Annotated in this window: 25 protein-coding genes; 11 read left to right on the forward strand and 14 right to left on the reverse strand. The window is 64.2% G+C overall.

Annotation, left to right across the window (positions count from 1 at the left end):
* Nucleotides 1-102 precede the first annotated feature (102 nt).
* Genes ACR9ZN_RS19255 through ACR9ZN_RS19270 form a run of 4 tightly spaced genes read right to left on the reverse strand, consistent with a single transcriptional unit; the run spans nucleotide 103 to nucleotide 3,021 of the window.
* Nucleotides 103-465: a helix-turn-helix domain-containing protein gene (locus ACR9ZN_RS19255; RefSeq protein WP_434958061.1), complete on the reverse strand. Its 363-nt coding sequence runs from the start codon at nucleotides 463-465 to the stop codon at nucleotides 103-105.
* A complete protein-coding gene (locus ACR9ZN_RS19260; protein ID WP_481272934.1) occupies nucleotides 462-1,049 on the reverse strand; it encodes a Smr/MutS family protein in 588 nt (195 codons plus the stop codon). Before ACR9ZN_RS19260 ends, ACR9ZN_RS19255 begins: the two co-directional genes overlap by 4 nt.
* Nucleotides 1,046-2,281, reverse strand: coding sequence for a murein transglycosylase A (mltA, locus tag ACR9ZN_RS19265; protein ID WP_454815873.1), 1,236 nt, complete (start codon nucleotides 2,279-2,281; stop codon nucleotides 1,046-1,048). The genes ACR9ZN_RS19260 and mltA overlap by 4 nt, the downstream gene beginning before the upstream one ends.
* Nucleotides 2,282-2,322: 41 nt before the next feature.
* Complete coding sequence (locus ACR9ZN_RS19270; protein ID WP_434958064.1) at nucleotides 2,323-3,021, reverse strand: Tim44/TimA family putative adaptor protein; 699 nt, start codon at nucleotides 3,019-3,021, stop codon at nucleotides 2,323-2,325.
* Between the two features lie 344 nt (nucleotides 3,022-3,365).
* Between ACR9ZN_RS19270 and ACR9ZN_RS19275 the strand changes: the two genes are divergently transcribed.
* A complete protein-coding gene (locus ACR9ZN_RS19275; RefSeq protein ID WP_481272935.1) occupies nucleotides 3,366-3,827 on the forward strand; it encodes an FxsA family protein in 462 nt (153 codons plus the stop codon).
* Nucleotides 3,828-3,851: 24 nt separating this feature from the next.
* Here the strand turns inward: ACR9ZN_RS19275 and ACR9ZN_RS19280 are convergent, their stop codons facing one another.
* The 6 genes from ACR9ZN_RS19280 to ACR9ZN_RS19305 all read right to left on the reverse strand — a co-directional run bounded on the left by ACR9ZN_RS19280 (nucleotide 3,852) and on the right by ACR9ZN_RS19305 (nucleotide 10,391).
* Nucleotides 3,852-4,985: a Gfo/Idh/MocA family protein gene (locus ACR9ZN_RS19280; protein ID WP_454815876.1), complete on the reverse strand. Its 1,134-nt coding sequence runs from the start codon at nucleotides 4,983-4,985 to the stop codon at nucleotides 3,852-3,854.
* 248 nt (nucleotides 4,986-5,233) lie between these two features.
* Nucleotides 5,234-5,992 carry a sugar phosphate isomerase/epimerase family protein gene (locus ACR9ZN_RS19285; RefSeq protein ID WP_434958067.1) on the reverse strand — a complete coding sequence of 253 codons (759 nt, stop codon included), beginning with the start codon at nucleotides 5,990-5,992 and terminating at the stop codon, nucleotides 5,234-5,236.
* 63 nt (nucleotides 5,993-6,055) lie between these two features.
* Nucleotides 6,056-7,174 carry an ABC transporter ATP-binding protein gene (locus ACR9ZN_RS19290; RefSeq protein WP_481272936.1) on the reverse strand — a complete coding sequence of 373 codons (1,119 nt, stop codon included), beginning with the start codon at nucleotides 7,172-7,174 and terminating at the stop codon, nucleotides 6,056-6,058.
* 5 nt (nucleotides 7,175-7,179) lie between these two features.
* Nucleotides 7,180-8,067, reverse strand: coding sequence for a carbohydrate ABC transporter permease (locus ACR9ZN_RS19295; protein WP_434958069.1), 888 nt, complete (start codon nucleotides 8,065-8,067; stop codon nucleotides 7,180-7,182).
* On the reverse strand, nucleotides 8,064-8,978 hold the full coding sequence (locus ACR9ZN_RS19300; RefSeq protein ID WP_434958070.1) for a carbohydrate ABC transporter permease: 915 nt from the start codon (nucleotides 8,976-8,978) through the stop codon (nucleotides 8,064-8,066). Before ACR9ZN_RS19300 ends, ACR9ZN_RS19295 begins: the two co-directional genes overlap by 4 nt.
* A gap of 129 nt (nucleotides 8,979-9,107) precedes the next feature.
* Complete coding sequence (locus ACR9ZN_RS19305) at nucleotides 9,108-10,391, reverse strand: ABC transporter substrate-binding protein (protein ID WP_434958071.1); 1,284 nt, start codon at nucleotides 10,389-10,391, stop codon at nucleotides 9,108-9,110.
* 179 nt (nucleotides 10,392-10,570) lie between these two features.
* On the opposite strand from ACR9ZN_RS19305, the gene ACR9ZN_RS19310 reads away from it, so the two are divergent.
* The 9 genes from ACR9ZN_RS19310 (at nucleotide 10,571) to truB (ending at nucleotide 20,573) form a co-directional block, all read left to right on the forward strand.
* Nucleotides 10,571-11,638, forward strand: a complete 1,068-nt coding sequence (locus tag ACR9ZN_RS19310) for a LacI family DNA-binding transcriptional regulator (protein WP_454815884.1) — start codon at nucleotides 10,571-10,573, stop codon at nucleotides 11,636-11,638.
* Nucleotides 11,635-11,997 (forward strand): hypothetical protein, encoded by a 363-nt coding sequence (locus ACR9ZN_RS19315; protein WP_481272937.1) that lies wholly within the window; start codon nucleotides 11,635-11,637, stop codon nucleotides 11,995-11,997. Before ACR9ZN_RS19310 ends, ACR9ZN_RS19315 begins: the two co-directional genes overlap by 4 nt.
* Complete coding sequence (locus ACR9ZN_RS19320) at nucleotides 11,979-12,437, forward strand: hypothetical protein (protein ID WP_481272938.1); 459 nt, start codon at nucleotides 11,979-11,981, stop codon at nucleotides 12,435-12,437. Before ACR9ZN_RS19315 ends, ACR9ZN_RS19320 begins: the two co-directional genes overlap by 19 nt.
* A 175-nt stretch (nucleotides 12,438-12,612) precedes the next feature.
* Nucleotides 12,613-13,329: a ribosome maturation factor RimP gene (gene rimP, locus ACR9ZN_RS19325; RefSeq protein ID WP_434958075.1), complete on the forward strand. Its 717-nt coding sequence runs from the start codon at nucleotides 12,613-12,615 to the stop codon at nucleotides 13,327-13,329.
* 12 nt (nucleotides 13,330-13,341) lie between these two features.
* Nucleotides 13,342-14,967: a transcription termination factor NusA gene (gene nusA / locus ACR9ZN_RS19330; RefSeq protein ID WP_434958076.1), complete on the forward strand. Its 1,626-nt coding sequence runs from the start codon at nucleotides 13,342-13,344 to the stop codon at nucleotides 14,965-14,967.
* Nucleotides 14,968-14,976: 9 nt separating this feature from the next.
* Nucleotides 14,977-15,714 (forward strand): RNA-binding protein, encoded by a 738-nt coding sequence (locus ACR9ZN_RS19335; RefSeq protein WP_481272939.1) that lies wholly within the window; start codon nucleotides 14,977-14,979, stop codon nucleotides 15,712-15,714.
* Between the two features lie 42 nt (nucleotides 15,715-15,756).
* Nucleotides 15,757-19,098: a translation initiation factor IF-2 gene (gene infB / locus ACR9ZN_RS19340; protein ID WP_481272940.1), complete on the forward strand. Its 3,342-nt coding sequence runs from the start codon at nucleotides 15,757-15,759 to the stop codon at nucleotides 19,096-19,098.
* A gap of 132 nt (nucleotides 19,099-19,230) precedes the next feature.
* On the forward strand, nucleotides 19,231-19,656 hold the full coding sequence (gene rbfA / locus ACR9ZN_RS19345) for a 30S ribosome-binding factor RbfA (protein ID WP_434958080.1): 426 nt from the start codon (nucleotides 19,231-19,233) through the stop codon (nucleotides 19,654-19,656).
* The gene (gene truB, locus ACR9ZN_RS19350; protein ID WP_434958081.1) at nucleotides 19,653-20,573 is read left to right on the forward strand and encodes a tRNA pseudouridine(55) synthase TruB; all 921 of its coding nucleotides are present in this window, start codon (nucleotides 19,653-19,655) and stop codon (nucleotides 20,571-20,573) included. Before rbfA ends, truB begins: the two co-directional genes overlap by 4 nt.
* A 175-nt stretch (nucleotides 20,574-20,748) precedes the next feature.
* Here the strand turns inward: truB and ACR9ZN_RS19355 are convergent, their stop codons facing one another.
* Both ACR9ZN_RS19355 and ACR9ZN_RS19360 read right to left on the reverse strand, forming a co-directional pair.
* Complete coding sequence (locus ACR9ZN_RS19355) at nucleotides 20,749-22,221, reverse strand: class I SAM-dependent methyltransferase (RefSeq protein WP_481272941.1); 1,473 nt, start codon at nucleotides 22,219-22,221, stop codon at nucleotides 20,749-20,751.
* A gap of 203 nt (nucleotides 22,222-22,424) precedes the next feature.
* On the reverse strand, nucleotides 22,425-23,351 hold the full coding sequence (locus ACR9ZN_RS19360) for a LysR family transcriptional regulator (RefSeq protein WP_434958083.1): 927 nt from the start codon (nucleotides 23,349-23,351) through the stop codon (nucleotides 22,425-22,427).
* 93 nt (nucleotides 23,352-23,444) lie between these two features.
* Between ACR9ZN_RS19360 and ACR9ZN_RS19365 the strand changes: the two genes are divergently transcribed.
* Nucleotides 23,445-24,236 (forward strand): NAD(P)H-dependent oxidoreductase, encoded by a 792-nt coding sequence (locus ACR9ZN_RS19365; RefSeq protein ID WP_481272942.1) that lies wholly within the window; start codon nucleotides 23,445-23,447, stop codon nucleotides 24,234-24,236.
* 21 nt (nucleotides 24,237-24,257) lie between these two features.
* Here the strand turns inward: ACR9ZN_RS19365 and ACR9ZN_RS19370 are convergent, their stop codons facing one another.
* The gene (locus ACR9ZN_RS19370; protein ID WP_481272943.1) at nucleotides 24,258-25,175 is read right to left on the reverse strand and encodes a cation diffusion facilitator family transporter; all 918 of its coding nucleotides are present in this window, start codon (nucleotides 25,173-25,175) and stop codon (nucleotides 24,258-24,260) included.
* Nucleotides 25,176-25,344: 169 nt separating this feature from the next.
* Nucleotides 25,345-25,587: a DUF2934 domain-containing protein gene (locus tag ACR9ZN_RS19375; RefSeq protein WP_441770136.1), complete on the reverse strand. Its 243-nt coding sequence runs from the start codon at nucleotides 25,585-25,587 to the stop codon at nucleotides 25,345-25,347.
* Nucleotides 25,588-25,763 lie beyond the last annotated feature (176 nt).

The following is a 25,763-nucleotide window of genomic DNA, read 5'->3' on the forward strand; positions in this document are numbered from 1 at the left end:
TACCAACTCCCGAGCTACTCGAACGGCTTGCCTTATGCGCGCAGGAAGACCGAATTGTGAAGAGGGGCGTGATGCGATTTGGCACGCCTGGATATCCGGCCTTCATGTTCCATCGATCGCCTTCAACCGGGCCAGCATCGCCTCGACCTCGGCCTCGGGCAGTTTCGCGATGTCCTGAGCCAGCCGGTTGGCAAGCTCCGTGGCCTGTGGCGACAGACCGGCGGTATCGACCACGACGCGTGGGTCGGACAGCGCAGCCAGGCGCTGCAGGTCCTCGGCTTCGTCCCAGATGATATTGAAATGGGTGATGATCCGCTGCAGCAAGATCCAGGTCGGCTGCCCGCGCTTGCCATGCTCCAGGGCCGACAGATAGGCGGCCGAGACGCCGAGCGCCTCCGCCATCTCCTTGAGGCTCTGGCCGCGGGCGGCGCGCAGGGCGCGTAATCGGGCACCAAAGGGGGTCATCGTTCGCCAAGCCTGCGGATGCGGCGCAGACGGACATAGAGGGCGCCGCTGCCGCCATGCCCGTGATGCGCCTCCTCGAAGCCGAGAACCAGGGGCCTGAGATCGGGCATGCGCAGCCATTGCGGCACGACGCGGCGCAGCACCCCGCGCTCATCGCCCGAAAACGCCATATCGTCGCCACCGCCCTTGCCGGTGATGACCAGCACCATGGAATAACCACGCATCTGGGCAATGGCTAGAAAGCCCCGCAGGGCGCCGTGAGCCTCGACCTGGCGCATGCCGTGCAAATCGATCCTGGCATCGATGGCTCGCGTGCCGCGCACGACCTGGCGCCGCTCATGTTTGTCGATGGGTGCTATCGGCGGTATCGGCGGTGCGGGAGGGGGCTTGACCGGACGGCTGGCCGCGGCTTTCGGCTTCGCCGCAGGCCTGGCGGGCGGTGAAGCAGGCTCCGGTGGCGTTTCCGCCGCCTTGGCTACAGCCGTGGCCAGCTTGCGGCGGCGGCGTTTCAGCGGGATGATTTCCCGGGTGACGAAGGCCCAAAGTTCGCTGTCCTCGGCGGTTAGCCCCTTGCGGCGGGTCATGGCCGCGCCTCGGGGCCATTATCCGTACTGGGGGAGGATTTGGGCCACAGCACGTAGAAGCCGCCGCCATGGCGGACCGCACCGGCAACCGCACCGGCCTTGGCGCCCGATCCGAAGAAAATGTCGGCCCGCGCCGGCCCGATGATGGCCGATCCGGTGTCCTGGGCTATCATCAGCTTGCGGACAGGTTCAGGTTTCACACCGCCGCCGACATTGGGAATTGCCGTCTCGACGAAGACGGGCAGGCCGTAGGGCCAGATCTTGCGATCGATGGCGATGGAGCGCAGCGGCGTCACCGGCAGCCCCTCGCCGCCGATCGGGCCGGCATCGGCGCCAAGGAAGGGGGCCACCTTGAAGAAGACGAAGGATTTGTTGTGCCACATCACCTCGCGCGCAACCTGGGGGTCGCGCGCCAGGAAATCCCTGAGGCCTGCCATGGTGACGTCGCGGGGCGGGATGTTGAGCCTATCAGCCACCGCCTTGCCAATGGCGGAATAGGGCTGGCCGTTCTTGCCCGCATAGGCAAAGCGCACCACGCTGCCCGTCGGCAGCCGCAGGCGTCCCGAGCCTTGCACCTGCATGAAGAAGCGGTCGACGGGATCGGCGACATAGGCAATCTCGAGCCCTCGCCCGTCCAGGGCTCCCTCTTCGATCGCCTTGCGGTCCGGATAGATCTCCAGGCTGCCGTCGAGCTTTCGCCGGGCTGCGCTGTAGCCTTCGAAACCGGGCGGTATGGCGTTGGGTTCGAAGCTGACGAGATCCGCCGGCCGGTCATAGAGCGGGGTCTGGAACTCGCCTTCGCGCACCAGCGATCCCCGGAGCTCAGGTTCGTAATAACCGGTGTAGAATGCTTTTCCGCCGGTGGGCCCGCTGCCCTTCTGCGTGGTGATGCGCCAGGCATTGAAATGGGCCTGGAAGAACGCGCGGGCCGCCGGGCCATCCAGCGCTCCGCGCTTCAGGGCTTCGCGGCAAAGGCCGGCCAGATCTGTCGGGACCGGCACGCCGGCATCGAGGGCGGGATTGTTCGCAGCCTGCGAGCGACAGGACGCGAGCCAGACCTGCCAAGCCTCGGCGTGATCGTCCCGTTTCCAACCCAGAAGCTTGCCGAAGGGCACTAGCGCGGCCGTCGCTCCCACCGGAAGCGGAGGCGGCAGCGGACGTTCGCCGGCCCAGGCTAGGCCGGCCGCAACGAAGAAAGCGGCGAAGGGCCCGATTCGGCGCAAGATTCCCATGACATCGATACCGTGGCCCGCCCGCCTCTATCCGACCGCGCTCAACCGCCGGTCGCCACGAGGCGCCAATTCGGGTCCTTGGTGCTGGTATCGCGCGCGAATGTCCAGGTATCAGAGACGGTCGCGACCTGATCGGCGCTGCCATCGACGACCGCGCCGTTCCTGTCCTTGGTGGCGCTGATCATCTGCGAGACGAAGCTGACGGTCAGTTCGGCAACGCGCCCCTTGACGCCGGCGGCGACGATGTCGGCCTTGTCGATCGAGACGAAATTGGCCTGCACCGTCTCGCCACGCGCCTCGCGCTCGGTGATGTCCTGGGAGAACGCGTCGAAATTCTCGCGCGACAGCAGGTTCTTCAGTGTCTTGCGGTCACCATTGTTGAAGGCGGTGACGATCATCTCATAGGCCGCCTTGGCGCCCGGGACGAAGCTCTGCGGCTGGAAGCTCGGATCGACGACGGCAATCGCATCGAACCCTGCCGCCAAGGGGGTGTCCTTCTCGGCGAAACCTTCCCACGGGAAAGCGGGTGTCGGCGCCTGGGCTTCGATAGGGGATTCGGCCTCGCGCTGCGGCGGGTTTACGGCCCTGTCGTCGCGGGTCGCAGGCTGGGCGTCTCGCCGCAACCCTTCGAATGTTGGAGGCTCGGCGCCGGTGCGCTCCCCAAGCACGGAACGGAGTTTGAAGATCACGAACACCGCGAGCCCCAGAAACACCAGCGTGATGATATCGAAACTACCCATTTGTGCCTTCAGCATCCCCACCGACCGAGTGACGACTCGAAATAACGGCTCAAGTCCCCTGTGGCAATGCCACAATCCTCACCTATATGGTGTTTATCGAGCAGTTTGCCAGCTTCATGCTACCATGAAGGGCAAACATGGCCAGCATGCGGCGTGTGCCGCTGCGCAAGGCCCAAACAGAGTTTCCCGGTGGGGCCGACGACGGCCCCACCGGGAAACTCTGCAAATGTTTGATATCTTGCAGGGGGGGCTCCGACAAAGCGGTTGCTGTTTGGCGGGACCACCAAGACCCGCAAGGACGCATTTTCGGCAAACGCGTCCTTGCTTCAGGAGAAAAGACACCGATGATCGCACGCAGCTTCAATGTTCCCGCTGGCTGGGCTTGGCTCGGCCTGGCCGGACTTGTGATCCTGCCTTTTGCGGAAATCGCCGCCTTCGTCTGGGTCGCGGGCCGGATCGGCATCGCCCTGGCGCTGATCGCCCTGGTGGCGACCTCCTTCATCGGTGCCTCGCTGCTGCGCCGGCAGGGCGGAAGCGTGTTCTCGCGCCTGCTGCGTGCGATGCAGGGCGGCGAGCCAAGCAACGGCGCCGCCCGCGAGAGCCTGATGGTGGCGCTCGGCGGCGTGCTGATGATCATCCCCGGCTTCGTTACCGACATCATCGGCTTCGCGCTCCTTCTACCGAGCCTGCTGCGGCAATGGCGTGAAGGCCCCGTTCCGGCCCCGCAGGGTCGCACCAGCACCGCGAGCAGCGATCCCAAGGTCATCGACCTCGGACGCGACGAATGGAAGCCGGTGGACGAATAGGACCGGCCTCCTCCTCAGCAAATTTCAGGCCAGAAGCCCCCTCGCCTCCTCGTCACCGAGCGGCGCGGGCCGCTCGCAACCCTGCTCGATCAGCACCGGCCGCTTCTGCTCGGCAGCGGTGAGGACACCTTCCATCACGGCGAGGACATGCAAGCCGATATCGCCGTTGGCGCGATGAGGGCGGCCGTCGATGATGCCGCGTGCCATGTCGGCAAGGCCGAGACCGCGATAATTGGCATTGACGGGATGTTCCGCCGGCCAGTTCGGTTGGCCGAAACGGTCGCCGGACGAAGCATGGCTTTCCCAGGCCTCGCGCGGGCGGGCCAGCGAGACCTCGCCGCCGAACCAGTTGGGATCGGGCACGCGCAGCGACGCATCGGTGCCGTGGAGCTCGATCGGCAACTGGCCATGGGCCCAGACGTCCCAGCTTGCCAGGAAGGTGATCTGCGCACCGGACTTGAAGGCGAGCAGCGCCTGGATGCTGGTCGGCGTCTCTACCGCGATGCTCTGCCCCTTGAACGGCGAGCCCTCGGTGGTCACCACCCGCTCCTCAAAGCCGCTCTGGCTCAAGGCCATCACCGAAGCGACCGGCCCGAGCAGATTGATGAGGGTGGAGAGGTAGTAGGGACCCATGTCGAAGACCGGGCCGGCGCCCGGCTTGAAGAAGAACTCCGGATTGGGGTGCCAGTGCTCCATGCCGTGCCCGAGTACCGCGGCGGTACCGATCAGCGGCCGGCCGATCTCGCCGGCATCGATGCGCAGCCTTGCCTGCTGGATGGCGGCGCCGAGCACCGTATCGGGTGCGCAGCCGACCCTCAGTCCCTTCGACTTCGCCGCCTCCATCAGCGCGATGCCATCGGTGAGGCGCGTGGCGAGCGGCTTTTCGCCATAGACGTGCTTGCCAGCCGCAATCGCGGCACGCGAGACCTCGGCATGCGCCTCGGGCACGGTGAGGTTGAGCACGATGTCGACATCGTCGCTCGCCAGCAGCGCTTCGATGCTGCGCCGCTGCAGATTGTATTTCTGGGCCTGTTTCTTCGCCGCCTCCTCCCTGAGGTCGGCGCAGGCGACGAAATCGAAATCGCGAAACAGGGCGGCGTTGAGAAGATAGATGTCCGATATATTGCCGCAGCCGATCAATCCGACGCGCAATGGCATGGGAAGCTCCTGAATATCTGGGGTGCCGATCTCCTCAGCGACATCGACGGCAGTCGGTGGCGCGGGATCGGCATTGAATTTGAAAGTTATGAACTGGTCGCGGCTTCATAATCTGCCATCCCCGGCCGAGCCGCTCGCGAGCGCAGCGAGAGAGGGCGAGGGGTTCCAGGGGCTGAAGGGCTCGATCTGTGCCCCTGGATCCCCTTCCCGCCGCCTGCGGTGGCGCCGGGGATAACAGCTTTTCCCGCTCACACTCCGGCGAGCTTACGCATCGCCTCGGCACTCACCGTGGCAAAACGCCTGAGGTCAGAGGGATTGTCGTGCTCGGCGACCATGATCTCGGCGCCCGCAGCCACACAGAGCGGCCAGATCGTCGCCCAGTCGACCACGCCGGTGCCGACATCGGCCCAGCCATCCTCGTTGACCTTCTCGCCGGCCGGCGCGATGTCCTTGACGTGGACAAGCGGCATGATGGCGCCATAGCGCGCGATCCAGGGCTTGGGATCGGCATTCGCCCGCACGATCCAGGCGATGTCCGCTTCCCATTTCACGCCGTCGACCAGCAGATGTTCGATCGGATAGGAGCCATCCGGCAGGGCGATGAACTCGAAATCATGGTTATGCCAGGCAAAGGTGTAACCGGCCTCACCGGCCTTGCGCGCCACCGCCGCCAAGCGATTGCCGAATGCCTTCCAGCCCGCCGCATCCCTGGGGCGGGCATCGGGCATCAGATAGGGCGCCACGATCGTGCCGATGCCGAGCGCTTCGGCGATGCGCAGATTGCCGTCGAGATCGGCCTCCAGGCCATCGATACCGAAATGGCCGCTCTTGGCCGTCAGGCCGAACTCCTTGAACAGGCGGGCAGCGGCGGGCACGTCCTGGTAGAAGGCGCCGTAGGGCTCGACATTGCTGAAGCCAGCCTCGGCGATCGTCCTGAGCTGCCCCTCGAGTGGCGGGAAGTTGCGGCCCGAATAGAGCTGGAAAGACAGGGGATATTGCAGAGCCATGACAGATCCTTTCATGAAATGAGAAAAATCAACGGGTTGGGTGGCAATCGCGGCCGGGCTTTTTCACAGACGCTCTCCGCTTTCCGCGTCGAACAGCGAGGCACGCCCGACGTCGAAATGAAAACCGATCTCGTCGCCGGGCCCGCTTTCATTGTCGCCGTCGACGCGAATGGTGGCGGGCTTCCCGGCAAAGCTGGTCCACAGCACCGTCTCGGCGCCCATCGGCTCGACGATGTCGATCCTGCCGCGGGCGGCATGTCTTCCCGCCGATGCAAGGCCGACGTCGATATGCTCGGGCCGAATGCCAAGCACGGCCTTGCGCACACCCGGTTCCACCGAGAACGCATAGGCCGCAAGGTCGATGCTCTCGCCATCCGCCTCGAAACGCCAGTGTCCCGGCGCCCCCGAAAGCTGGCCCTCGATGAAATTCATGCCGGGCGAGCCGATGAAGCCAGCGACGAACTGGTTGGCCGGCTTGTGATAGATCTCAAGCGGGCTGGCGAGTTGCTGGATGACGCCGCCCTTCATCACGGCGATGCGGTCGGCCAGGGTCAACGCCTCGATCTGGTCATGCGTGACGTAAATCATGGTGTTGCCGAGGCTTTGGTGGAGCTTCTTGATCTCCACCCTCAGTTCGTTACGCAGCTTGGCGTCGAGATTGGACAGGGGTTCGTCGAACAGGAAGACGTCGACATTGCGCACCAGAGCGCGGCCGATGGCGACGCGCTGGCGCTGGCCGCCCGACAATTCGGAAGGCTTTCGCTGGAGCAAGGCATCGAGTTGCAGGAGCTTGGAGGCCTTGGCGACGCGCTCGGCAATCTCGGTCTTGGGCACGCGAGCCATTTTCAGGCCGAAGGACATGTTGCCCTCCACGCTCATGCGCGGATAGAGCGCGTAGGACTGGAACACCATGCCGATGCCGCGATCGGCCGGCTCGGCCCAGGTAACGTTCTTGCCCGAAATCCAGATCTCGCCATCGCTGATCTCCAGGAGGCCGGCGATGGCATTGAGCAAGGTGGACTTGCCGCAGCCCGAGGGCCCGAGCAGCACGATGAACTCGCCCTGGCGGATGTCGAGCTGGAGATCGTCGATGACAGCCACCGCGCCGTAGCGGATCGCCAGATCCTTCACCGAGACCGAGACGTCCTTCACCGAGGCAGATGCATTCGCGGAAACGTTCATGATGCTTACCCCTTGACCGCGCCGGCGGCGATACCGCGCACGAACCAACGACCGGAGATGAAGTAGACGACGAGCGGTACGGCGGCCGTGAGCAGGGTCGCCGCCATGTTGACATTGTAGGCCCGCTCGCCCGTGGTCGAATTGACGATGTTGTTGAGCTGTACCGTCATCGGCGAATTGGCGCCGCCCGCGAAGGTGAGGCCGAGGATGAAGTCATTCCAGATGCCGGTGACCTGCAGGATGGCGGCGACGATCAGCATCGGCGTCGACATCGGCAGGATGACGTGGAAGAAGATCTGCCAGAAGCCGCCGCCATCCACGCGCGCCGCCTTGAACAATTCGACCGGCAGGCTCGCATAATAATTGCGGAAGATCAGCGTCATCAGCGGCATGCCGAAGATGGTGTGCACGATCACGATGCAGGGCAGGGTCTGGAAGATGTTGGCGAGCGAGGAGATGCGCACCAGCGGATAGATGAAGACCTGATAGGGAATGAAGGCGCCGACCAGAAGAATGCCGAACAGGAGGTTGGCGTAGCGCACGTTCCATAGCGACAGGGCGTAGCCGTTGATAGCGCCGGCGGCGATGGAGATCGCCACGCTCGGAATGAGGATCTTCGCCGAATTGAGGAAGCCAACGCTGATGCCATTGCAGGCCAGGCCCGTGCACGCACTCGACCAGGCCGTGCGCCAGGCCGTGAGGTCGAAGGCCTGTGGTGGGGCGAAGATCTGGCCCTGACGGATCTCGTCCATAGTCTTGAGCGACGTCAGCACCATCACCACGGCCGGCAGCAGGAAGAAGGCTGCGGCGACGACGAGAAAGATGTAGAGGCCGATGCGGCCGGGGGTAAGGCGGGAGGGTTTGCGCCCGCGTTGCGTCTCGAGGGCGCTCATGCCGGCCTCCTCGACTGCCGGCGGAAATAAGTGTGGTAGAGCCAGGGCGAGATCACGCAGATCACCGTGATCAGCATCACGGTCGAGGCCGCCGTGGCGAGGCCGATGTTCTGGCGCTGGCCGAGATTGTCCATCACGAATTTGGCCGGCATTTCGGAGGCCGTGCCCGGCCCGCCATTGGTGAGGGCGACTACGAGGTCATAAACCTTGATCACCGCGATCGAGAGCAGCACCGTCGCCGTGGTGATGGTGGGGGTCAGGATCGGTAGGACGATGGAGACATAGACCCGCCAGGTTGGGATACGGTCAATCTTCGCCGCCTTCCACAACTCCGTATCCACCCCGCGCAGCCCCGCCAGCATCAGCGCCATTACCAGGCCCGAGGCCTGCCAGATCGCGGCAATAACCAGTGCAAACACGGCGAGATTCGAATTCACCGCCCAGTCAAAGGTGAAGCTCGTCCAACCCCAATTGCGCACCGTGTTCTGGATGCCGAGATTGGGGTTCATCAGCCACTGCCAGACCAGGCCCGTGACGATGAAGGACATCGCATAGGGATAGAGGAAGATGGTGCGGAACGTGTTCTCGAAGCGGATCTTCTGATCGAGCGCCACCGCCAGCAAGAAGCCCACGATCAGGCAGCAGATGATGAAGAGCACGCCAAAGACGGCCAGGTGCCACACCGAAACCTGCCAGCGATCCGAGGCAAACAACCGGACATACTGATCGAAACCGACAAAATTGTAGACCGGCAGCAACTTAGAACCGGTGAAGGAGATGACGATCGTCCAGATAACCGTGCCGATATAGGCGGCTACGACGATGATCCAGGCCGGTATCAAAGCCAGTGCCGCCATGCTCAGTCGGCGAGGACGACGATTTGGACGCGACAATCTTGCAGGTTCGGCCATTGCGACCTCCTTCAGGATCCATCTTGTGGTGAGAATGGGGGCCGGTCTTCTCGGCTCCGCCGCGAGATGGAGCGAGACCGGCTTGTCCGTGCGTCGGGCAGGCGGGTCCGAGGACCCGCCTGTAGGAGCCTACTGCGCCGACTTCAGCGCATTCGCGAATTTGGCGGTGAAGTCTTCCGGGGTCTGGCCCTTGTCGTTCCAGAAATTGGTGACGACATCCTCGAGCGCGCCGATCAGATCGGCGCTGGACAGCATGTCGACCACCGGCGTCTGATGCGCAGGATCGGCGAGGAGCTTCATGCCTTTCTGCGCACACGGGTCAAACTTGCTGGCATCGACATCGGTGCGCACCGGCATCGAGCCCTTCTGAATATTGAACAGCACCTGGGTCTCAGGCGACAGCATGGTCGAAGCGAGGAGGTTCTGCGCCTTGAGCTGGGCCGCGTCGGTGGTCTTGGGGAAGACGAAGACGTCGCCGCCGATCACCAACTCCTTATCGTCGATGCCGATCTGGCAATAGAAATCCTTGCCGGCCTCCTTGTTCGCCGCCTTGAATTCACCCTTGGCCCAATCGCCCATGAACTGCACGCCGGCCTTGTTGGTGATCAGCAGAGCCGTGGTATCGTTCCAGTTGCGTCCCGGCGACCCGGCATCGGTGTAGGCACGCAACTTGCCGAAAATCTCGGCCGATTTCTTGAACTCGGGTGTATCGATAGCGGTGGCATCGTTCTTGGCATAGAGCCGCATGAACGTGTCCTTGCTGACCGATTGCAGCACGACATTGAACAGCAGCCGCTCCTGCCAGGGCTCGCCGCCCTGTGCCAGCGGGATAAAGCCGGCCGCCTTGATCTTGTCGAGAGCCACGAAGAAATCGTCCCAGCTGGTCGGCACTGTGGTGACACCGGACTTGTCGAGCACTTCCTTGGAATAGAAGGCCCAGTTCTGGCCATGCACGTTCACCGGAACGGCATACATATGGCCCTCGCGGCTCGCGGCTGCGATGAAGGAAGGCGGCAGGAAGGACTTCCAGTTGCCTTCCTCGGCAACCTGGTCGACGGTATTGAGCAGGCTCTGGCTGACCAGATCGTCGAACTGCTTGCCGGTGTTGAACTGCGAGGCAGTGGGCGGATTGCCACCGACGATACGGTTGATTGCAGCCGAGCGCGCGGCCTGGCCGCCGGCAACGGCCGAGTCGACCCAAATGCCCCCGGCCTTGGTGTACTGGTCGGCGAAGACCTTCACGGCGGCGGCCTCGCCGCCGGAAGTCCACCAATGCATCACCTCGGCCTTGGGCTTGTCCTGAGCCATGGCCTGCCCGGAAATGCCCTGCCCGGCAAACGCCAGCGCGACAAGCGCACCGGCAAGCATCGAGCGCGCCGGAGCCCGCTGCAGAATCGCCCTCAATTTTTCCATGGACATCCTCCCTGAAGGATCGCATGCTGTGCTTATGTAATCGATTGCATGCGCCGGGATATTGATTGCGATCGGCGTTCGTGTCAAGGGGATCGGCGCAGGGCTCCGGTCGCACCCGCAACGAGCAGATGACGTGACTTTTACGAAGTTTCGTCAACAGGTTAGAGTACGGTAGTCTGATGCCGCCCGCCAAAGAACGAGCCAAACGCATTCAAAGACGCGCGTTGCGCGACGTCTCCAAGATCCGCATCGGCGACGTGGCCCGCGCCGCGGGGGTCTCGACGGCCACGGTCAGCCGTGCCCTCACCTTTCCGGATCGGGTGCAGACGGAAACGCGCGAGCGTGTGCTCGCGGCCGTGCGCGAGCTCGGTTACACGCCCAACAGCGCTGCCCGGCAGTTGCGCGCCGGCTCCTCGCGCAGCGTGCTGGTCGTGGTCGGCCCCCGGCGCAATCCGCCCTTCTTCAGCGAGGTGCTGCGGGGGATCGACACCGCCCTGTCCCAGGCTGGCTATGCCGTGCTGATGGGCAATCTCGATAGCATCGACGGCAAGGAGAAATATCTGGTCGACCTCGTTTTCGGGGGCCATATCGACGGAGCGTTGGTGCTTGCGAGCACCGTGCCCTCGCATGCCGGGCGCACCATCGCCGATTCAGGCATTCCCATCGTCGGCATCTGCGCGGAGACCGATGTTGCCGGCATACCGGCCGTGGTGGTCGACGACGAGATCTGCTGCCAGGCCCAGACGCGCTATCTCCTCGACAGGGGCCACCGGCATCTGGCCTATCTCGCCGGCCCGAAGGGCAATTACAACGAGCGCCATCGCTATGCCGGCTTCCAGGCCGAAATCGCCGCCGCCGGCCTCGGGCCCGATGATTTCGTGCGCTTCGAGGGCAATTATGATTTCGCCTCCGGCGTCGCCTCGGGCAAGGCTTTCCTGGCGTTGGAGCGCCGGCCGACCGGCGTGGTCGCCACCAGCGACGAAATGGCGATCGCCTTCATGACGACCATCCGCAGGGGTGGGCTCAGGGTACCCCAGGACGTTTCCATCATCGGCTTCGACGGCATCGAACTCGGCGATTTCGTCGAGCCGACCCTGACGACCATTCGCCAGCCGCGTTTCGAACTCGGATCGACCGGGGCGAAGCTGCTGCTCCAGTTGATGCAGGGCAACGCTGCCTCGCAACAACTGACCACGCTGAAGGGCGCGCTCGACGAGCGCGAGAGCGCCGGATGGGTGAAAACGTGACCGGCACCGGGACGAGGCCGAAGATCGCGCCGTCGAGCGCCGTCTCCCTGCCCCCGCGCGGACCCGACTGGTTCGAATTCGATTACGCCGTCAGCAGCGACGGCCGGCTGATCTGCCTCGATACCAGCCACGATATCGCCAGGCAGGGCCGCGAATCGTTTCTCAAAAGCGCTCCGACGTTGGGCCGGCTGTCGATCTTCGACGGCAAAAGGCAGACGGAACCAGCCTATTTTCCGATGCCATCGAACACCTGCAATGCGACGGCGAAGGCAAGATCTGGTGCGGATATTGGGACGAGGGTGCTCTCGACAATCGCGCCTGGAGCCGCGGCGGCCCCGGCATGGCGCCCAGCGGCCTGATGCGCTTCGATATAGGTGGAAGGGCCCTCTGGTCACAGGGCATCGCCACCACAGACTTTGCCATGGTCGACTGCTATGCGCTCAATGTCGGACGCAGGCAGGTCTGGAGCTGTTGCTACACGGACTTCCCCATTCTCAGCATCGACCTGTCTGGGACTCACCGGCTCCGGCCCGAGGGCGCCAAGGCTATCGCCATCGATCGTCACTTCGGTCTGCTGGCTGGCGGCTATGCGCAAGAAAGCCATCGCCTCGTACTGTTCCGATGCGACAAGCACGAGATCAAGACCCTTCCTGCCTACGATCTCGATCTGGGCTTCAGCCGCGAACGACCGGCGCAGCTTTTCACCGCTCGCCAAGATACGCTGCACATCGTATTGGATGATCAATGGTACAGATTGAGCGTCATGGATGTGGCACTGGTCGCCGGGGTCTTTTACTGAAGCAAGGCATCCGAAGCGCGCCCGTCAACAAGGTGAACGATTCCTTCCTTGCATGGCGACGAAAAATCCCTATATTGCGTTTGTCTCGATGAGACATCTCATAGACGGTCTACTTGATCGTTGGTTTTGAGAGTGGGCCCCACCCGGGACCCGCTCTTTTTGTTTCGAGGGTTGCGTGAACGAACCCGAAGCCATTGTCAGCAAGGCCGATTCGTCGGCTGACGCGTTGAACGAACCGCGCCGTCTCACCGAGACGGGCGTTGCCGCACGCGTGGCAGAGATCACCGAGCGCACCATTATGCCACTCGGCTTCCGCCTCGTGCGGGTACGCCTCAACGGCAATAATGGCGGCACCGTGCAGATCATGGCCGAACGGCCCGACGGCACCATGACGGTGGACGATTGTGAACTGATCTCCAAGACGCTCTCACCCGTCCTCGACGTCGATGATCCGGTCGGCAAGGCCTATCACCTGGAAGTCTCGTCGCCGGGGATCGATCGCCCGCTGGTGCGCGTCAGCGACTTCCAGCGCTGGGCCGGGCATGAAGCCAAGATCGAGATGACCCTGATCGTGGCCGGTCGCCGCCGTTTCCGGGGCATCCTGCTGGGCGCCGAAGGCAGCAAGGCCAAGATTCGCCGTGTCGATGCCGGTCCCGGTGAGGCCACCGATGTGGAGTTGAAGGTCGACGAGATGAGCGAAGCCCATCTCATCCTGACCGACGCGCTGGTGACGGAATCGCTGCGCCGCGCCAAGGTCGCCTCCAAGGCGCTGGCCGCGCAACTCGAGGCTCAAGAAACGTCGGAGCTGGAAGCGGACGAACTGGAATCGGACGAAACCTCCGATCCGGAGACGCCGTCCAAGAAGCCGCATAGACAACCAAAAACCCGCTGAGAGGAAAGAATCATGGCCGTCAGCGCGAACCGCCTGGAACTGTTGCAGATTGCCGACGCCGTCGCCCGCGAGAAGGTGATCGATCGTCAGATCGTGCTCGCCGCGATGGAAGACGCAATTCAGAAGGCCGCCCGCTCCCGTTACGGTCAGGAGACGGAAGTCCGGGCCGAGATCAATCCCAAGACCGGCGAGATCCGCCTGTCGCGTCTGCTGCAGGTGGTTGACCAGATCGAGAACGACGCCGTCCAAATCCTGCTCGAGGATGCACGCCGCAAGAATCCGGCCGCCCAGATCGATGACTGGATCGCCGAAACCCTGCCGCCCTTCGATTTTGGCCGCATCGCCGCCCAGTCGGCCAAGCAGGTCATCGTGCAGAAGGTGCGCGAGGCCGAGCGTGATCGCCAGTTCGACGAGTTCAAGGACCGCGTCGGCACCGTGGTGAACGGCCTGGTCAAGCGCGTGGAATATGGCAATGTCGTCGTCGATCTCGGCCGCGGCGAAGCCGTGGTACGCCGCGACGAATTGCTGCCGCGTGAAGTCTTCCGCCCCGGCGACCGCATCCGCGCCTATCTATTTGACGTGCGCCGCGAGCAGCGCGGCCCTCAGGTCTTCCTGTCGCGCACCCACCCCCATTTCATGTCCAAGCTCTTCGAGCAGGAAGTACCGGAGATCTATGACGGCGTGATCGAGGTGAAGGCGGTGGCCCGCGACCCCGGTTCGCGCGCCAAGATCGCCGTGATCTCGCGCGATTCCTCCATCGATCCGGTCGGCGCCTGTGTCGGTATGCGCGGTTCGCGCGTGCAGGCGGTGGTCGGCGAACTGCAGGGTGAGAAGATCGACATCATCCCCTGGTCGCCCGACGTTGCCACCTTCATCGTCAACGCGCTGCAGCCGGCCGAAGTGTCGAAGGTGGTGCTCGACGAGGATTCCGAGAAGATCGAGGTCGTCGTGCCCGAAGCCCAGCTTTCGCTGGCCATCGGCCGCCGCGGCCAGAATGTGCGCCTGGCCTCCCAGCTCACCGGCTGGGACATCGACATCCTCACCGAGGCCGAGGAGAGCGAGCGTCGCCAGAAGGAATTCGTGCAGCGCACCCAGACCTTCATGACCGCCCTGAACGTCGACGAGGTCGTCGGCCAGTTGCTCGCCTCCGAAGGCTTCCGCACGGTTGAAGAAGTCGCCTATGTCGACCCTTCCGACGTGTCGTCGATCGAAGGCTTCGACGAGGAAACCGCCGGCGAGATCCAGACTCGCGCCCGCGACTACCTCACCGCGGTCGAGGAAGAGTTCGATGCCAAGCGCAAGGCGCTGGGCGTGGAAGATGAGTTGAAGACGGTCGAAGGCATCTCCACCGCCATGATGGTGGCGCTGGGCGAGAACGACGTGAAGTCCGTCGAGGATCTTGCCGGCTGCGCCACTGACGATCTCGTCGGCTGGACTGAGCGCAAGGACGGCGAGACCACCAAGCATGCCGGCTATCTCGACGGCTTCGAGCTCAGCCGTGACGAGGCCGAGGCGATCATCATGGCCGCCCGCGTCAAGGCCGGCTGGGTCGAGGCTCCGGCCCAAGCCGAGGAAGAGACTGCCGAGGAAGAGGCTGCCGACGAGGAAGCTTCTACACTCTCCGAGCATGGAGCATGACCCCTCGTGTTGACAGAGCGCATCGAGGAAGACGATGACCGCCGGGCGCGCGAGCGCCTGTGCGCGGCTACGCGCCTCGTACGTCCTGTCGACACGCTGATACGCCTGGTCGCAGCGCCCGACGGCACCCTGACCCCGGATCTCAAACGCGTCCTGCCTGGACGCGGCGTCTGGGTCACCGCCAACAGGGCTAGCGTGCAGGAAGCCATGCGCAAGCGGGCCTTCGCCCGCCTGCTCAAACGACCGGTCGAAGTGCCGGCCGATCTGCCAGGCATCATCGAGCGGCTGTTGCAGAAGGCGGCGCTCGACATGCTAAGCTTCGCCAATAAGGCCGGACTCGTCCTCTCCGGCTTCGCCAAAGTAATGAATGCAATCGAATCCGAACGCGTTTCACGGCGCCTCGTGGCCCTGATTCAAGCGCGTGATGGGGCCGAAGATGGCGGCCGCAAGCTTGCACATGCCGTCAAACGGGCCTATTGGGATAAAAATGCACCTAACTTCATTACGATTTTCGATTCTGCCCATTTGGATTTGGCATTAGGGCGGACAAATGTGATACATGCTGCGCTCTGCGCGGGCCCGGCGGTTACCGGTTTCCTGGATCGCGTTGCAGCGCTTGCTTTCTGGCAGGATGGCGGACTGGCCTCGGCTGAGCCACGTCCATCCTCCGAAGCCCCGCTGCAGGCGGACGACGAACCCTCAACGCAAGATGCCGCCCCGTCGCGAGACGGCGACGACGTCAGCTGAACTATCGAATGAAACGGGGCGACCCGCAGGATTTGGCACGGAATGACTGATACGAAAAACCCGGGCGATACGCTGACTGTTACGCCCACCAAGACGCTGACGCTGAAGCGGCCCTCGAGCGCGCCGGATACGGTTCGCCAGAGCTTTTCGCATGGCCGCTCGAAGACTGTCGTCGTCGAGACGGTGAAGCGCCGTCCGTCAGGCCCCGTTACTCCGCCTGCCGCGCCGCCGCCTGCTGCGCCGCCACCGCGGCCGGTGCCTCCTCCGGCAGCAGCAGCGCCCCAGCCGGCTCCGCCGCCCCGGGCCGCCGAACCGGCGCCCGCGCCGCGCCCGGTGGAAGCGCCCAAGGCTCCGGCGCCCGCGCCCGTTCAGCCGGCACCCGTTCAGCCTGCGCCGGTCGTTGCCGAGAAGCCAGCCGCCCCGGCGGCTGCCGCTCCTGCACAGGCACCCGCTCCCGCACCGCAGGTGGAAACACCGGCGCCGCGCCCCGCAGCCCCGGCTCCGGTTGCAGCGGCACCGGCGGCTCCCCGCCCCGCGGCTCCGGCTGCGGCCGCTCCTGTGGCCCCACGTCAGGCTACTCCGATGCAGGGACGTCCAGGCGGCCCCCAGCAGGGTGGACGCCCCGGACAATCGACGTCCGGTCGGCCCCAGGGCCAGCGTCCGAACCGACCCGGCGCCGGCATGGTTCTGCGCACGCTGTCTAGCGAGGAAATGGATGCGCGCACACGCGTGCTCGCCGAAGCCCGTGTCCGTGAGGCCGAGGAGCGCAAGCGCGCGGCCGAGGAAGCCATACGCCGCGCAGCCGAGGAAGCCCGCCGCGAAGAAGAGCGCAAGGCGGCCGAAATCCGCAAGCGCGAGGAAGATGAGCGTCATCGCCGCGAGGAAGAAACCCGCCGCCATGGCGAGGCTGAGGCACGCCGCCACTTGGGCGAAGCCGCGCCTGCGCCTCGCGAAGGGGCTGCACCGGCTCGGCCGAGCGGCTATGGCGACCGGCGCGAAGGTCCCGGCGACCGGCGGCCGCCGCGTGAAGGTGGCAGTTCCTTTGGCGATCGGCGTCCGCGTGAAGGCGGTGCCGGCCCAGGGGGTGAACGCCGTGGTCCGCCGCGTGAAGGCGGTGCCGGCCTTGGTGACCGTCGTGGTCCGCCGCGTGAGGGTGGTGCCGGCTTCGGCGAACGCCGTGGCCCGCCGCGCGAAGGCGGTGCCGGCTTTGGCGACCGTCGCGGTCCGCCGCGCGAGGGTGGTTCCAGCTTTGGCGACCGTCGTCCCGGCGGTGGTGGCTTCGGGGCCAATCGCGGTGCTTCCGCCTTTGCTCCGTCCGAACCGGCAATCACGCCGCCCGCGGGCCGCAATGTCGGTGGTCCGCCGCGCGCTCGTGCCGTGGTCGAAGACGATGATGGCGCTCGTGGCGTACGTCGTGGTCCCGGCGGTCCCGGTCGTGCCGGCGCCGCTCCCCCTCGCCGTGAGGCTACACCGCGCACGACCGAGCAGAAGGGTCGCGGCCGACTGACCGTGACCAGCGCCACGGGTGAACAGGACGAGCGTACGCGCTCCGTCGCCTCCTTCCGTCGCCGTACCCAGCGCATGACCGGCCATCGCCATGTCGAGGCCAAGGAAAAGATCATGCGCGAAGTGGTGATTCCGGAAGCGATCACCATCCAGGAACTCGCCAACCGCATGTCGGAACGCGCGGTCGACGTCATTCGCCTGCTGATGAAGCAGGGCGAGATGAAGAAGATCAACGACGTCATCGACGCCGATACGGCGCAGTTGATCGTCGAGGAGCTCGGCCATACGGCCAAGCGCGTGTCGGAAGCCGACGTCGAGGAGGGCCTGTTCGATACGGCCGACATCGACGATCATCTGGAGTCGCGCCCGCCGGTCGTGACCATCATGGGCCATGTCGACCACGGCAAGACTTCGCTGCTCGACGCGATCCGCTCCGCCAATGTCGTCTCCGGCGAAGCCGGCGGCATCACCCAGCATATCGGCGCCTATCAGGTGACCTCGCCGCTCGGCGGCAAGATCACCTTCATCGATACGCCCGGCCACGCCGCCTTCACGGCCATGCGTGCCCGCGGCGCCAAGGTGACGGATATCGTGGTGCTGGTGGTCGCGGCCGATGATGGCGTCATGCCGCAGACGGTGGAAGCCATCAATCACGCGACGGCGGCGAAAGTGCCGCTGATCGTGGCGATCAACAAGATCGACAAGCCCGACGCCAAGCCGGAACGCGTGCGCACCGAACTGCTGCAGCACAACATCCAGGTGGAATCGATGGGCGGTGAGACCATCGAGGTGGATGTTTCGGCCAAGCAGCGCACCAATCTCGACAAGCTGCTGGAGATGATCCAGCTGCAGGCCGAAATTCTCAACCTGCAAGCCAATCCGGATCGTCCGGCCGAGGGCTCCGTCATCGAAGCCAAGCTCGATCGTGGCCGGGGCCCGGTTGCGACGGTGCTGGTGCAGCGCGGCACGCTCAAGGTCGGTGACATCGTGGTCGCCGGTGCCGAGTGGGGCCGCGTGCGTGCCCTGGTCAACGATCTCGGCGCCACCATCCCCCAGGCCGGCCCGTCCCTGCCGGTCGAGGTGCTCGGCTTCAACGGAACGCCGGAAGCCGGTGACCGTGTTGCCGTGGTCGAGAGCGAAGCCCGTGCTCGCGAAATCACCGAGTACCGTACGCGTCAGAAGCGCGAGAACACCGCTGCGCGCCTGAGCACAGGCCGCGGCACGCTCGCCGACATGATGGCGGCGGTGAAGGCCGGCTCGGGTGCCCGCGAACTGCCGCTGGTCGTCAAGGCCGACGTGCAGGGTTCGTTGGAAGCCATCATCGGTGCCCTCGACAAGGTGGGTAACGATGAGGTCAAGGCCCGCGTCATCCATTCGGGTGTCGGTGGCATCACCGAATCCGACATCGGTCTGGCGGAAGCCTCCGGTGCCGCTGTGATCGGCTTCAACGTCCGCGCCCACAAGGAAGCCCGCGAGGCTTCCGAGCGGACGGGTACCGAGATCCGCTACTACAACATCATCTACAACCTCGTGGATGACGTGAAGGGCGTGCTCTCCGGCCTGCTGGCTCCGACGCTGCGCGAAGAGTTCCTCGGCAATGCCCAGATCCTCGAGGTGTTCAACATCACGAAGGTCGGCAAGGTTGCGGGCTGCCGCGTCACCGACGGCCACGTCGAGCGCGGTGCCAATGTCCGCCTCATCCGCGACAACGTCGTCATCCACGAAGGCAAGCTCTCCACGCTCAAGCGCTTCAAGGACGAGGTCAAGGAAGTCCAGGTCGGCCAGGAATGCGGCATGGCCTTCGAGAACTACCAGGACATGCGCGCCGGCGACGTCATCGAGTGCTACCGCGTCGAGGAAATCAAGCGTACGCTCTGATCGATCTCGGCAGAAAATTACGCAATGGCCGGGGGAACCCGGCCATTGCTGTTTTTGGAGCGCGGACATCCTGTCCGCTCTTCTGTCATATAAGGGAAAGAGCGGACAGGATGTCCGCGCTCCGAGAAAGCCATGCCCCGTCTTACCCCCTCCTCCTCCAAGGCCCCCACGCAGCGGCAGTTGCGCGTCGCCGAGTTGATCCGCCACGCCCTCGCCGAGATCCTACAGCGCGGCGAGATCGTGGATCCCGTGCTCGAAGGCAAGGTCATCACCGTGCCTGAGGTCAGGATGTCACCCGATCTCAAGGTCGCTACCGTCTATGTGATGCCGCTGGGCGGCGGGGATGGCGAGGCGGTGATCAAGGCCCTCGCGTCCCATGCCAAATATCTGCGCGGCCTGATCGCCCGGCGGGTGACCATGAAATACGCGCCCAATTTCCGCTTCCTGATCGATACGACCTTCGATTACGCCTCCAAGGTCGACACCCTTCTGCGCCAGCCGCAAGTCAGCCGCGATCTCGAGCAAAGGCTGCCCGGCCAGGAGGAGGACGAGGCATGAACGCGCCCCGTTCAACCCGTGTCGAGGTCAATGGCTGGATCATCCTCGACAAGCCCGTCGGCATGACCTCGACCCAGGGCGTCGCCGTGGTCAAGCGCGTGTTCAACGCCAAGAAGGCGGGCCATGCCGGCACACTCGATCCCCTGGCCTCCGGTATCCTGCCCATCGCCCTCGGTGAAGCCACCAAGACGGTCCCCTATGTCATGGACGGCCGCAAGGTCTATCGCTTCACCGTCACCTGGGGGGTGGAGACCAACACCGACGACACCGAAGGCGGCCCGGTGGCGACCTCCGACCTCAGGCCTGAAAAAGCAGAGATCGAAGCCTTGCTGCCCCGCTACACCGGTGTGATCAGCCAGGTCCCCCCGCGTTTTTCCGCCATCAAGGTGGATGGCGAGCGCGCCTACGACCTTGCGCGTGACGGCGAGGAGGTTGAGCTCGAGGCCCGCAATATCGAGGTTCATGCCCTGCGCATCGTCGAATTTACCGGCGAGACCACCACTTTCGAGGCCGAATGCGGCAAGGGCACCTATGTCAGGGCCCTCGCCCGGGACCTCGGCCGCGACCTCGGCTGCTACGGCCATGTCACCGCTTTGCGCCGGGCCATGGTCGGTACCTTCGACGAGCAGGATGCGGTTACGCCCGATGAATTGCGCGCCATGAAGGAAGGCACGCCGGACCTGCCCCCGCTGGCGGAAGCCCTGCTGCCGGTGGAAACCGCCCTCGAGGCCCTGCCGACCCTGATGGTTTCCCAGCATGACGCCAGCCGCCTTGCCCGCGGCCAGGGCGTGATCCTGCGCGGCCGCGACGCGCCGGTCTTCGAAGGCGTGGCGGCAGTGATGTCCGGCGGTACGCTGGTGGCGCTCGCCGAACTCGAGCGCGGCGAATTGCTGCCCAAGCGCATCTTCAGACTATAGAGAGCGTCGTGCCAAAAGGCGGACACCGGTTTTTGCCAAAACGAAGCGGCAACAGCTCCTTGCAGCGTCGGACCTGATTCCTGAATCGAGTCCGGTGCTGTTGCGTCTTGTGGGCCGGTGACCTCGCCGTCCCGGCAGCAGGGGGGGCGGCTCATTTGCGATAGACAGAGGGATTTCAGGCTTCCTGAAACCACTCCGCTCTTCGCAAGGGCAAGATCGACGGCCCATGGATGCGACGGGTTGCCACGGTCTGGAACACGTTGATGCCGCCACGCTGGAAGCTGATGCAGCACATCGACAGGTAGAGCAGCCATAGCCTCGTGCGTTCCCAGCCGACCATGGCGCTGGCCTTCTCCCGGTTCGCCCAGAGATTGTCGACCCAGTGCTTGAGGGTCAGGTGAAAATGCATGCGCATCGGCTCGATATCATGGATCTCGAAGCCATGCCGCTCCAGATTGGTCGCGGTCATGCCGATATGATCCATCTCGCCCCCCGGGAAAATATAGCGACGGATGACTCTCATATAGGCCGTTTCCCGGCCGAACTTGGACATGTCGAACAAGGCACGCCGAACACTGGCCTGGTGGAGATAGCGGCCGTCGGGCGTCATCAGTTCACGCATGTGGATGAAGTGGCGGTCGTGATTCTTCAGCCCCACATGCTCGAACATCTCGATCTGCGCGACCGCATCGAACTGCCCCGATGGCTCGATGGTGCGATAATCGCGCAATTCCACCTCGACCTGGTCTCCCAGCCCCTCCCGTTCGATTTTCGCGCGGCAGAATTCCAGCTGGCGCTGCGCCAGGGTCACGCCATAGGCCGTGACGCCGTAATGCCGGGCAGCGTGGCAGACCAGCCCGCCCCAGCCGCAACCGATGTCGAGCAATCGGTCACCGGGTTTCAACTGGAGCTTCTGGCAGATACGGTCGAGCTTGGTCTGCTGGGCATCTTCGAGTGAGGATTCCGGACTCGGGAAATAAGCCGCCGAATAGACCATCTCCGGATCCAGGAACAATTGATAGAACTCGTTCGAGACGTCGTAATGAAACTGGATCAGCTCCTTGTCGTCCCGCCCCTTGGCATAGCGCATCGGGACCGAGCCATCAAAGCTGGGCAGCGGGGCTGTCTTGGCCATCCGGCCAAAGAGGAATGGCGTGGCAAACCCCAACAGCTTCATTTTGGGAAATGAGCGACCTGTGGCGAGTGCCTTGCTGTGATTCCAGCGTTCTGCCGCCTGCAGAGGACTTCCACCGACAATATCGACTTCCTGTTCAGCGTATAGCTCGAACAACGTCATCAGCCTCGGGCGCGTCAACATCCTGCGTATCGCTTCGGGGGAGCGCAGCACAAAGCGGATGTCGTCTCTGGCATGAGGCCCGAGCGGCAGAACTTCGCCGTTCCACAATTCGAGACTGAGATCCGCCCCAAGCTTGTCGGCGACCTCCCCGACGAGCTTACGCGTAACTGCAAGACGCTTTTCTTCGAGATTCATGGGCGCCGCTTCATGGGTTGGGAGGCTTGCCTGCACTCGCCCCACCCGACGTGAAGGCAATGCAGCGACGCTTCCCGAATCGACCGGCTCGGGCAGACGTCTCTCCGTCACCTTTTTGACAGGTTTAATATTACCTGCAACCCATGGGTGCATCATGTCGCGGCCGCAACGGACAAGGACGATATGAGGCTACGGCGCTTGGCGTGATATCTACGCCTTCGAGGCCTTGCCGTCCTGCGTGGCTGCGACGCACTGGTCTTCGAAGGCGCGGCAGTGGTGATGTTAGGCGGCGCGCCGGGAGCGCTCGCCGAACGCGCGCGCGGCGAATTGCTGCCCAAGCGCATCTTCAGCACCGGCCCTCAGATCGACTTCGCATCGAGGCCTGGCAACTGGGCGATCGCACTTGCGAGAAACTCGATCAGCAGTCTGACGCGCGCAATGCCGGCACGCTCGGGCACGATCAGCATGTTCAAAGGCGTGGGCACCGGCACATAATCGGGCAGGATCGGCTCCAGCCGACCTTGCTCGAGGAGATCATCGACCAGCCAGACATGGGTCGGGCCGAAACCACGGCCGGCCGCGAAAGCTTCGCGCGCCGCAAGTCCGTGATCGACCTGCAGGCGTCCGCCAAAGGGCACGGCATGGCGGCTTCCGTCCGGCCCCTCGAGAACGAGCATCTCGCTGCCCGCGATGTTCGACATGCGTATGCCCTCAAGCCCGGCCAGGTCTTCCGGTGTCCGTGGCCGCCCATACCGGGCCAGAAAGTCAGGAGCTGCCACGAGAACCCGACGGCTGCGGCCCAGCGACCGCCTCTTCATGGAGCTCTCGTCGAGCGGCCCGAGCCGCAGTGACAGGTCGACGCCTTCCCGGACGAGATCGATACGTTCGTCGGTGAGGCTGAATTCGACTCTGATATCGGGATGGCGGTCCTGGAAGGCGAAGAGCAGGCGGGCGACATGCCGAACGCCGAGGGCGGCCGTGCAAGACAGGCGGACCGTGCCGGCATGCTCTCCCTGCCCCTGTCGAGCCTCGTCGCCGGCCTGTTCGACGAGGCGCAGGATCTGGACGGCATGGGCATAATAACGGCTGCCTTCCTCGGTGAGCGAGACGCGCCGGGTCGTGCGGCTGAGAAGAGCCACGCCCAGCGCATCCTCGAGCTCGCTCAGGTGCCGTGTGACACTTGACTGGCCGATATTCAGCTCGCGTGCGACCGCAGAAAAATTTCCGCGCTCGGCGACGCGAACAAAGCTGCGAATGCGTTCCAAAGTGACGTCTGATTTATCCATAAATCGGCATAGTACTATGCATTCTCTAGGTATAGCGGATTATATGGACCTTCCCTAGCTTTGAGGAATGATTTCTCATTCCCGGAAACACCCATGAAAGTCCTGCTCGTCTTCGCGCATCCCGAACCCCGCTCGCTCAATGCAAGGCTTCGCGACGTCGCCATCGCCGAACTCGAGGCCCAGGGCCACGAAGTTCGTCTGTCCGATCTCTATGCCGACAAATGGAAATCCGAAGTCGACCAGGCCGATTTTCCGGCACTGGAAGCCGAAGCCAGACTGATACCGGTGCACGCCTCCAAGAAAGCCTTCGAGGCCGGCACGTTAACCGACGACGTCAAAGCCGAGATCGAGAAACTGCTATGGGCCGATGTCCTCATCCTGCAGTTTCCGCTCTGGTGGTTCACCATGCCGGCCATCCTCAAGGGCTGGGTCGACCGCGTCTTCACCTATGGTTTCGCCTATGGCGTCGGGGAACATAGCGACCAGCGCTGGGGGGATCGTTATGGCGAGGGAACCCTGGCCGGCAAGCGCGCGATGCTGATCGTGACGGCCGGCGGCTGGGAAGAACATTATACGCCGCGCGGGATCAATGGCCCGATCGACGACCTGCTGTTCCCGATCCATCACGGCATTCTCTATTATCCCGGCTACGACGTACTGCCGCCCTTCGTGGCCTATCGAGCCGATGGCCTCAAGGAAGCGGGTTTCGAGCCGCTGGCCGAGCGCCTGCGCGACAGAATGCGAGCGCTGCCATCCGCGTCGCCCATTCCCTATCGCCGCCAGAATGCCGGCGACTACCTGATCCCGACCATGCAACTGCGAGCCGGGCTCGAAACGTCGGGCGAAACGGGCTTCTCGCTGCATCGGCGCGCGCCCGCCGATTGAGCCTGCCGGCCCGGATGGCCGTCACAACCTGGTTTCGCCTTCGGCCTCGCGCAGGGCCTGGTCCTCCGTCTGAATGGTGACATGGCCGATGCCGAATTCGTGGCCGACAAGCTGGCGGGCTGCGCCCAGAACCTCGCGCGCTTGGGTCATGTCGGCCAGCACCAGATGGCCACTCATGGCATCGAGCCCCGAGGTTATCGTCCACACATGCAGGTCATGCACGGCGACCACGCCGGGAATTTCGCCCAGCTTCTTCTCGAGCAGGGAGAGATCGACGGTAGGTGGCGTGCCTTCCATAAGAATATGCACCGCCTGCTTCAGCAGGATCCAGGTGCGCGGCACGATGAACAGGCCGATCCCCGCGCCGATGATGGGATCGACCAGCGTCCAGCCCGTCAGCATCACCACGAGGGCGGCGAGGATGACGCCGAGGGAGCCGAGCATGTCGGACAGGACCTCGAAATAGGCCCCCTTGACGTTGATGCTCTCGGAAGAGCCCCCGGACAGGAGCTTCATGCTGATCAGATTGACCACCAGTCCCGCCACGGCCACGGCCAGCATCGGGCCCCCGAGGATTTCGGGCGGATTGAGGAAGCGCTCATAGGCTTCATAGAGGATGTAGACGGTGAGCAGCAGCAGCACGACGGCGTTGGTCAGCGCCGACAGGACCTCCATGCGGACATAGCCATAGGTCTTCTGAGGCGTGGCCGGCCGTTCGGCGAAACGGATGGCGATCAAGGCCAAAGCGAGGCCTCCGGCATCCGTTAGCATATGCGCGGCATCCGCCAGCAGAGCGAGGCTGCCTGTCCACAAGCCACCGATGACCTCCGCCGCCATGAAGGCCGAGGTCAAGGCAAGGGCGGCCAGCAGACTGCCCTTGTGACGGCCCGCTGCCGTCTCCCCGCGCGAGGCCGCCCCGTGCGCATGCCCGTGTCCCATCCATGCCCTCTTGCAATTGCCGCACAACGCAAGCCGCGATGCAGGGGAAACATAACTCCTCTAGCCGCTAGAGGAGCAAGACACAAAGGCGATGGTTGGGGCGAATATGCGCCAAACCGTCCAGAACGAAGTGCGTGATCCGTTCAAATCACACAGCGCTTTTGCCGACTCAGTGCTTGCTGGCTTTCCGCTTGGCTGCAGGAGTAGCCTTCCGCTCGGGCTCGGGCTCGCCCTTCGCGTTCAGTTCGTGCACGTCATAGAAGCGGGAGGTCAGCGTCGATTTTGCTTCCTCGCCGACGATGAATTTCTTGGCCATCTCCCAGTGCCGAAGATCGCTGCCTTCCGGACACCCTTCGCGCAGCCAGATCTCATAGGCCTTCATTCGAATGCGCTGTTCGGTCGTATGTGGCATCGCTGCGCTCCCTCGTCGCGTTTAACGGAGCGGCCGACGCAGAGGTGGGTGGCGGGCATTGCCGATCAGACATATCACGGCATCCGCCCGCCCCGCATTGCCCGGCCGCTGCGGGGAAAACGCAGGGCGGGCCGGCCGGTTCCCCGACAAGCGAGGTTTCTGGGGCCCAAGGCCTG

The organism is Labrys sp. HAY1-8F, assembly GCF_056754975.1.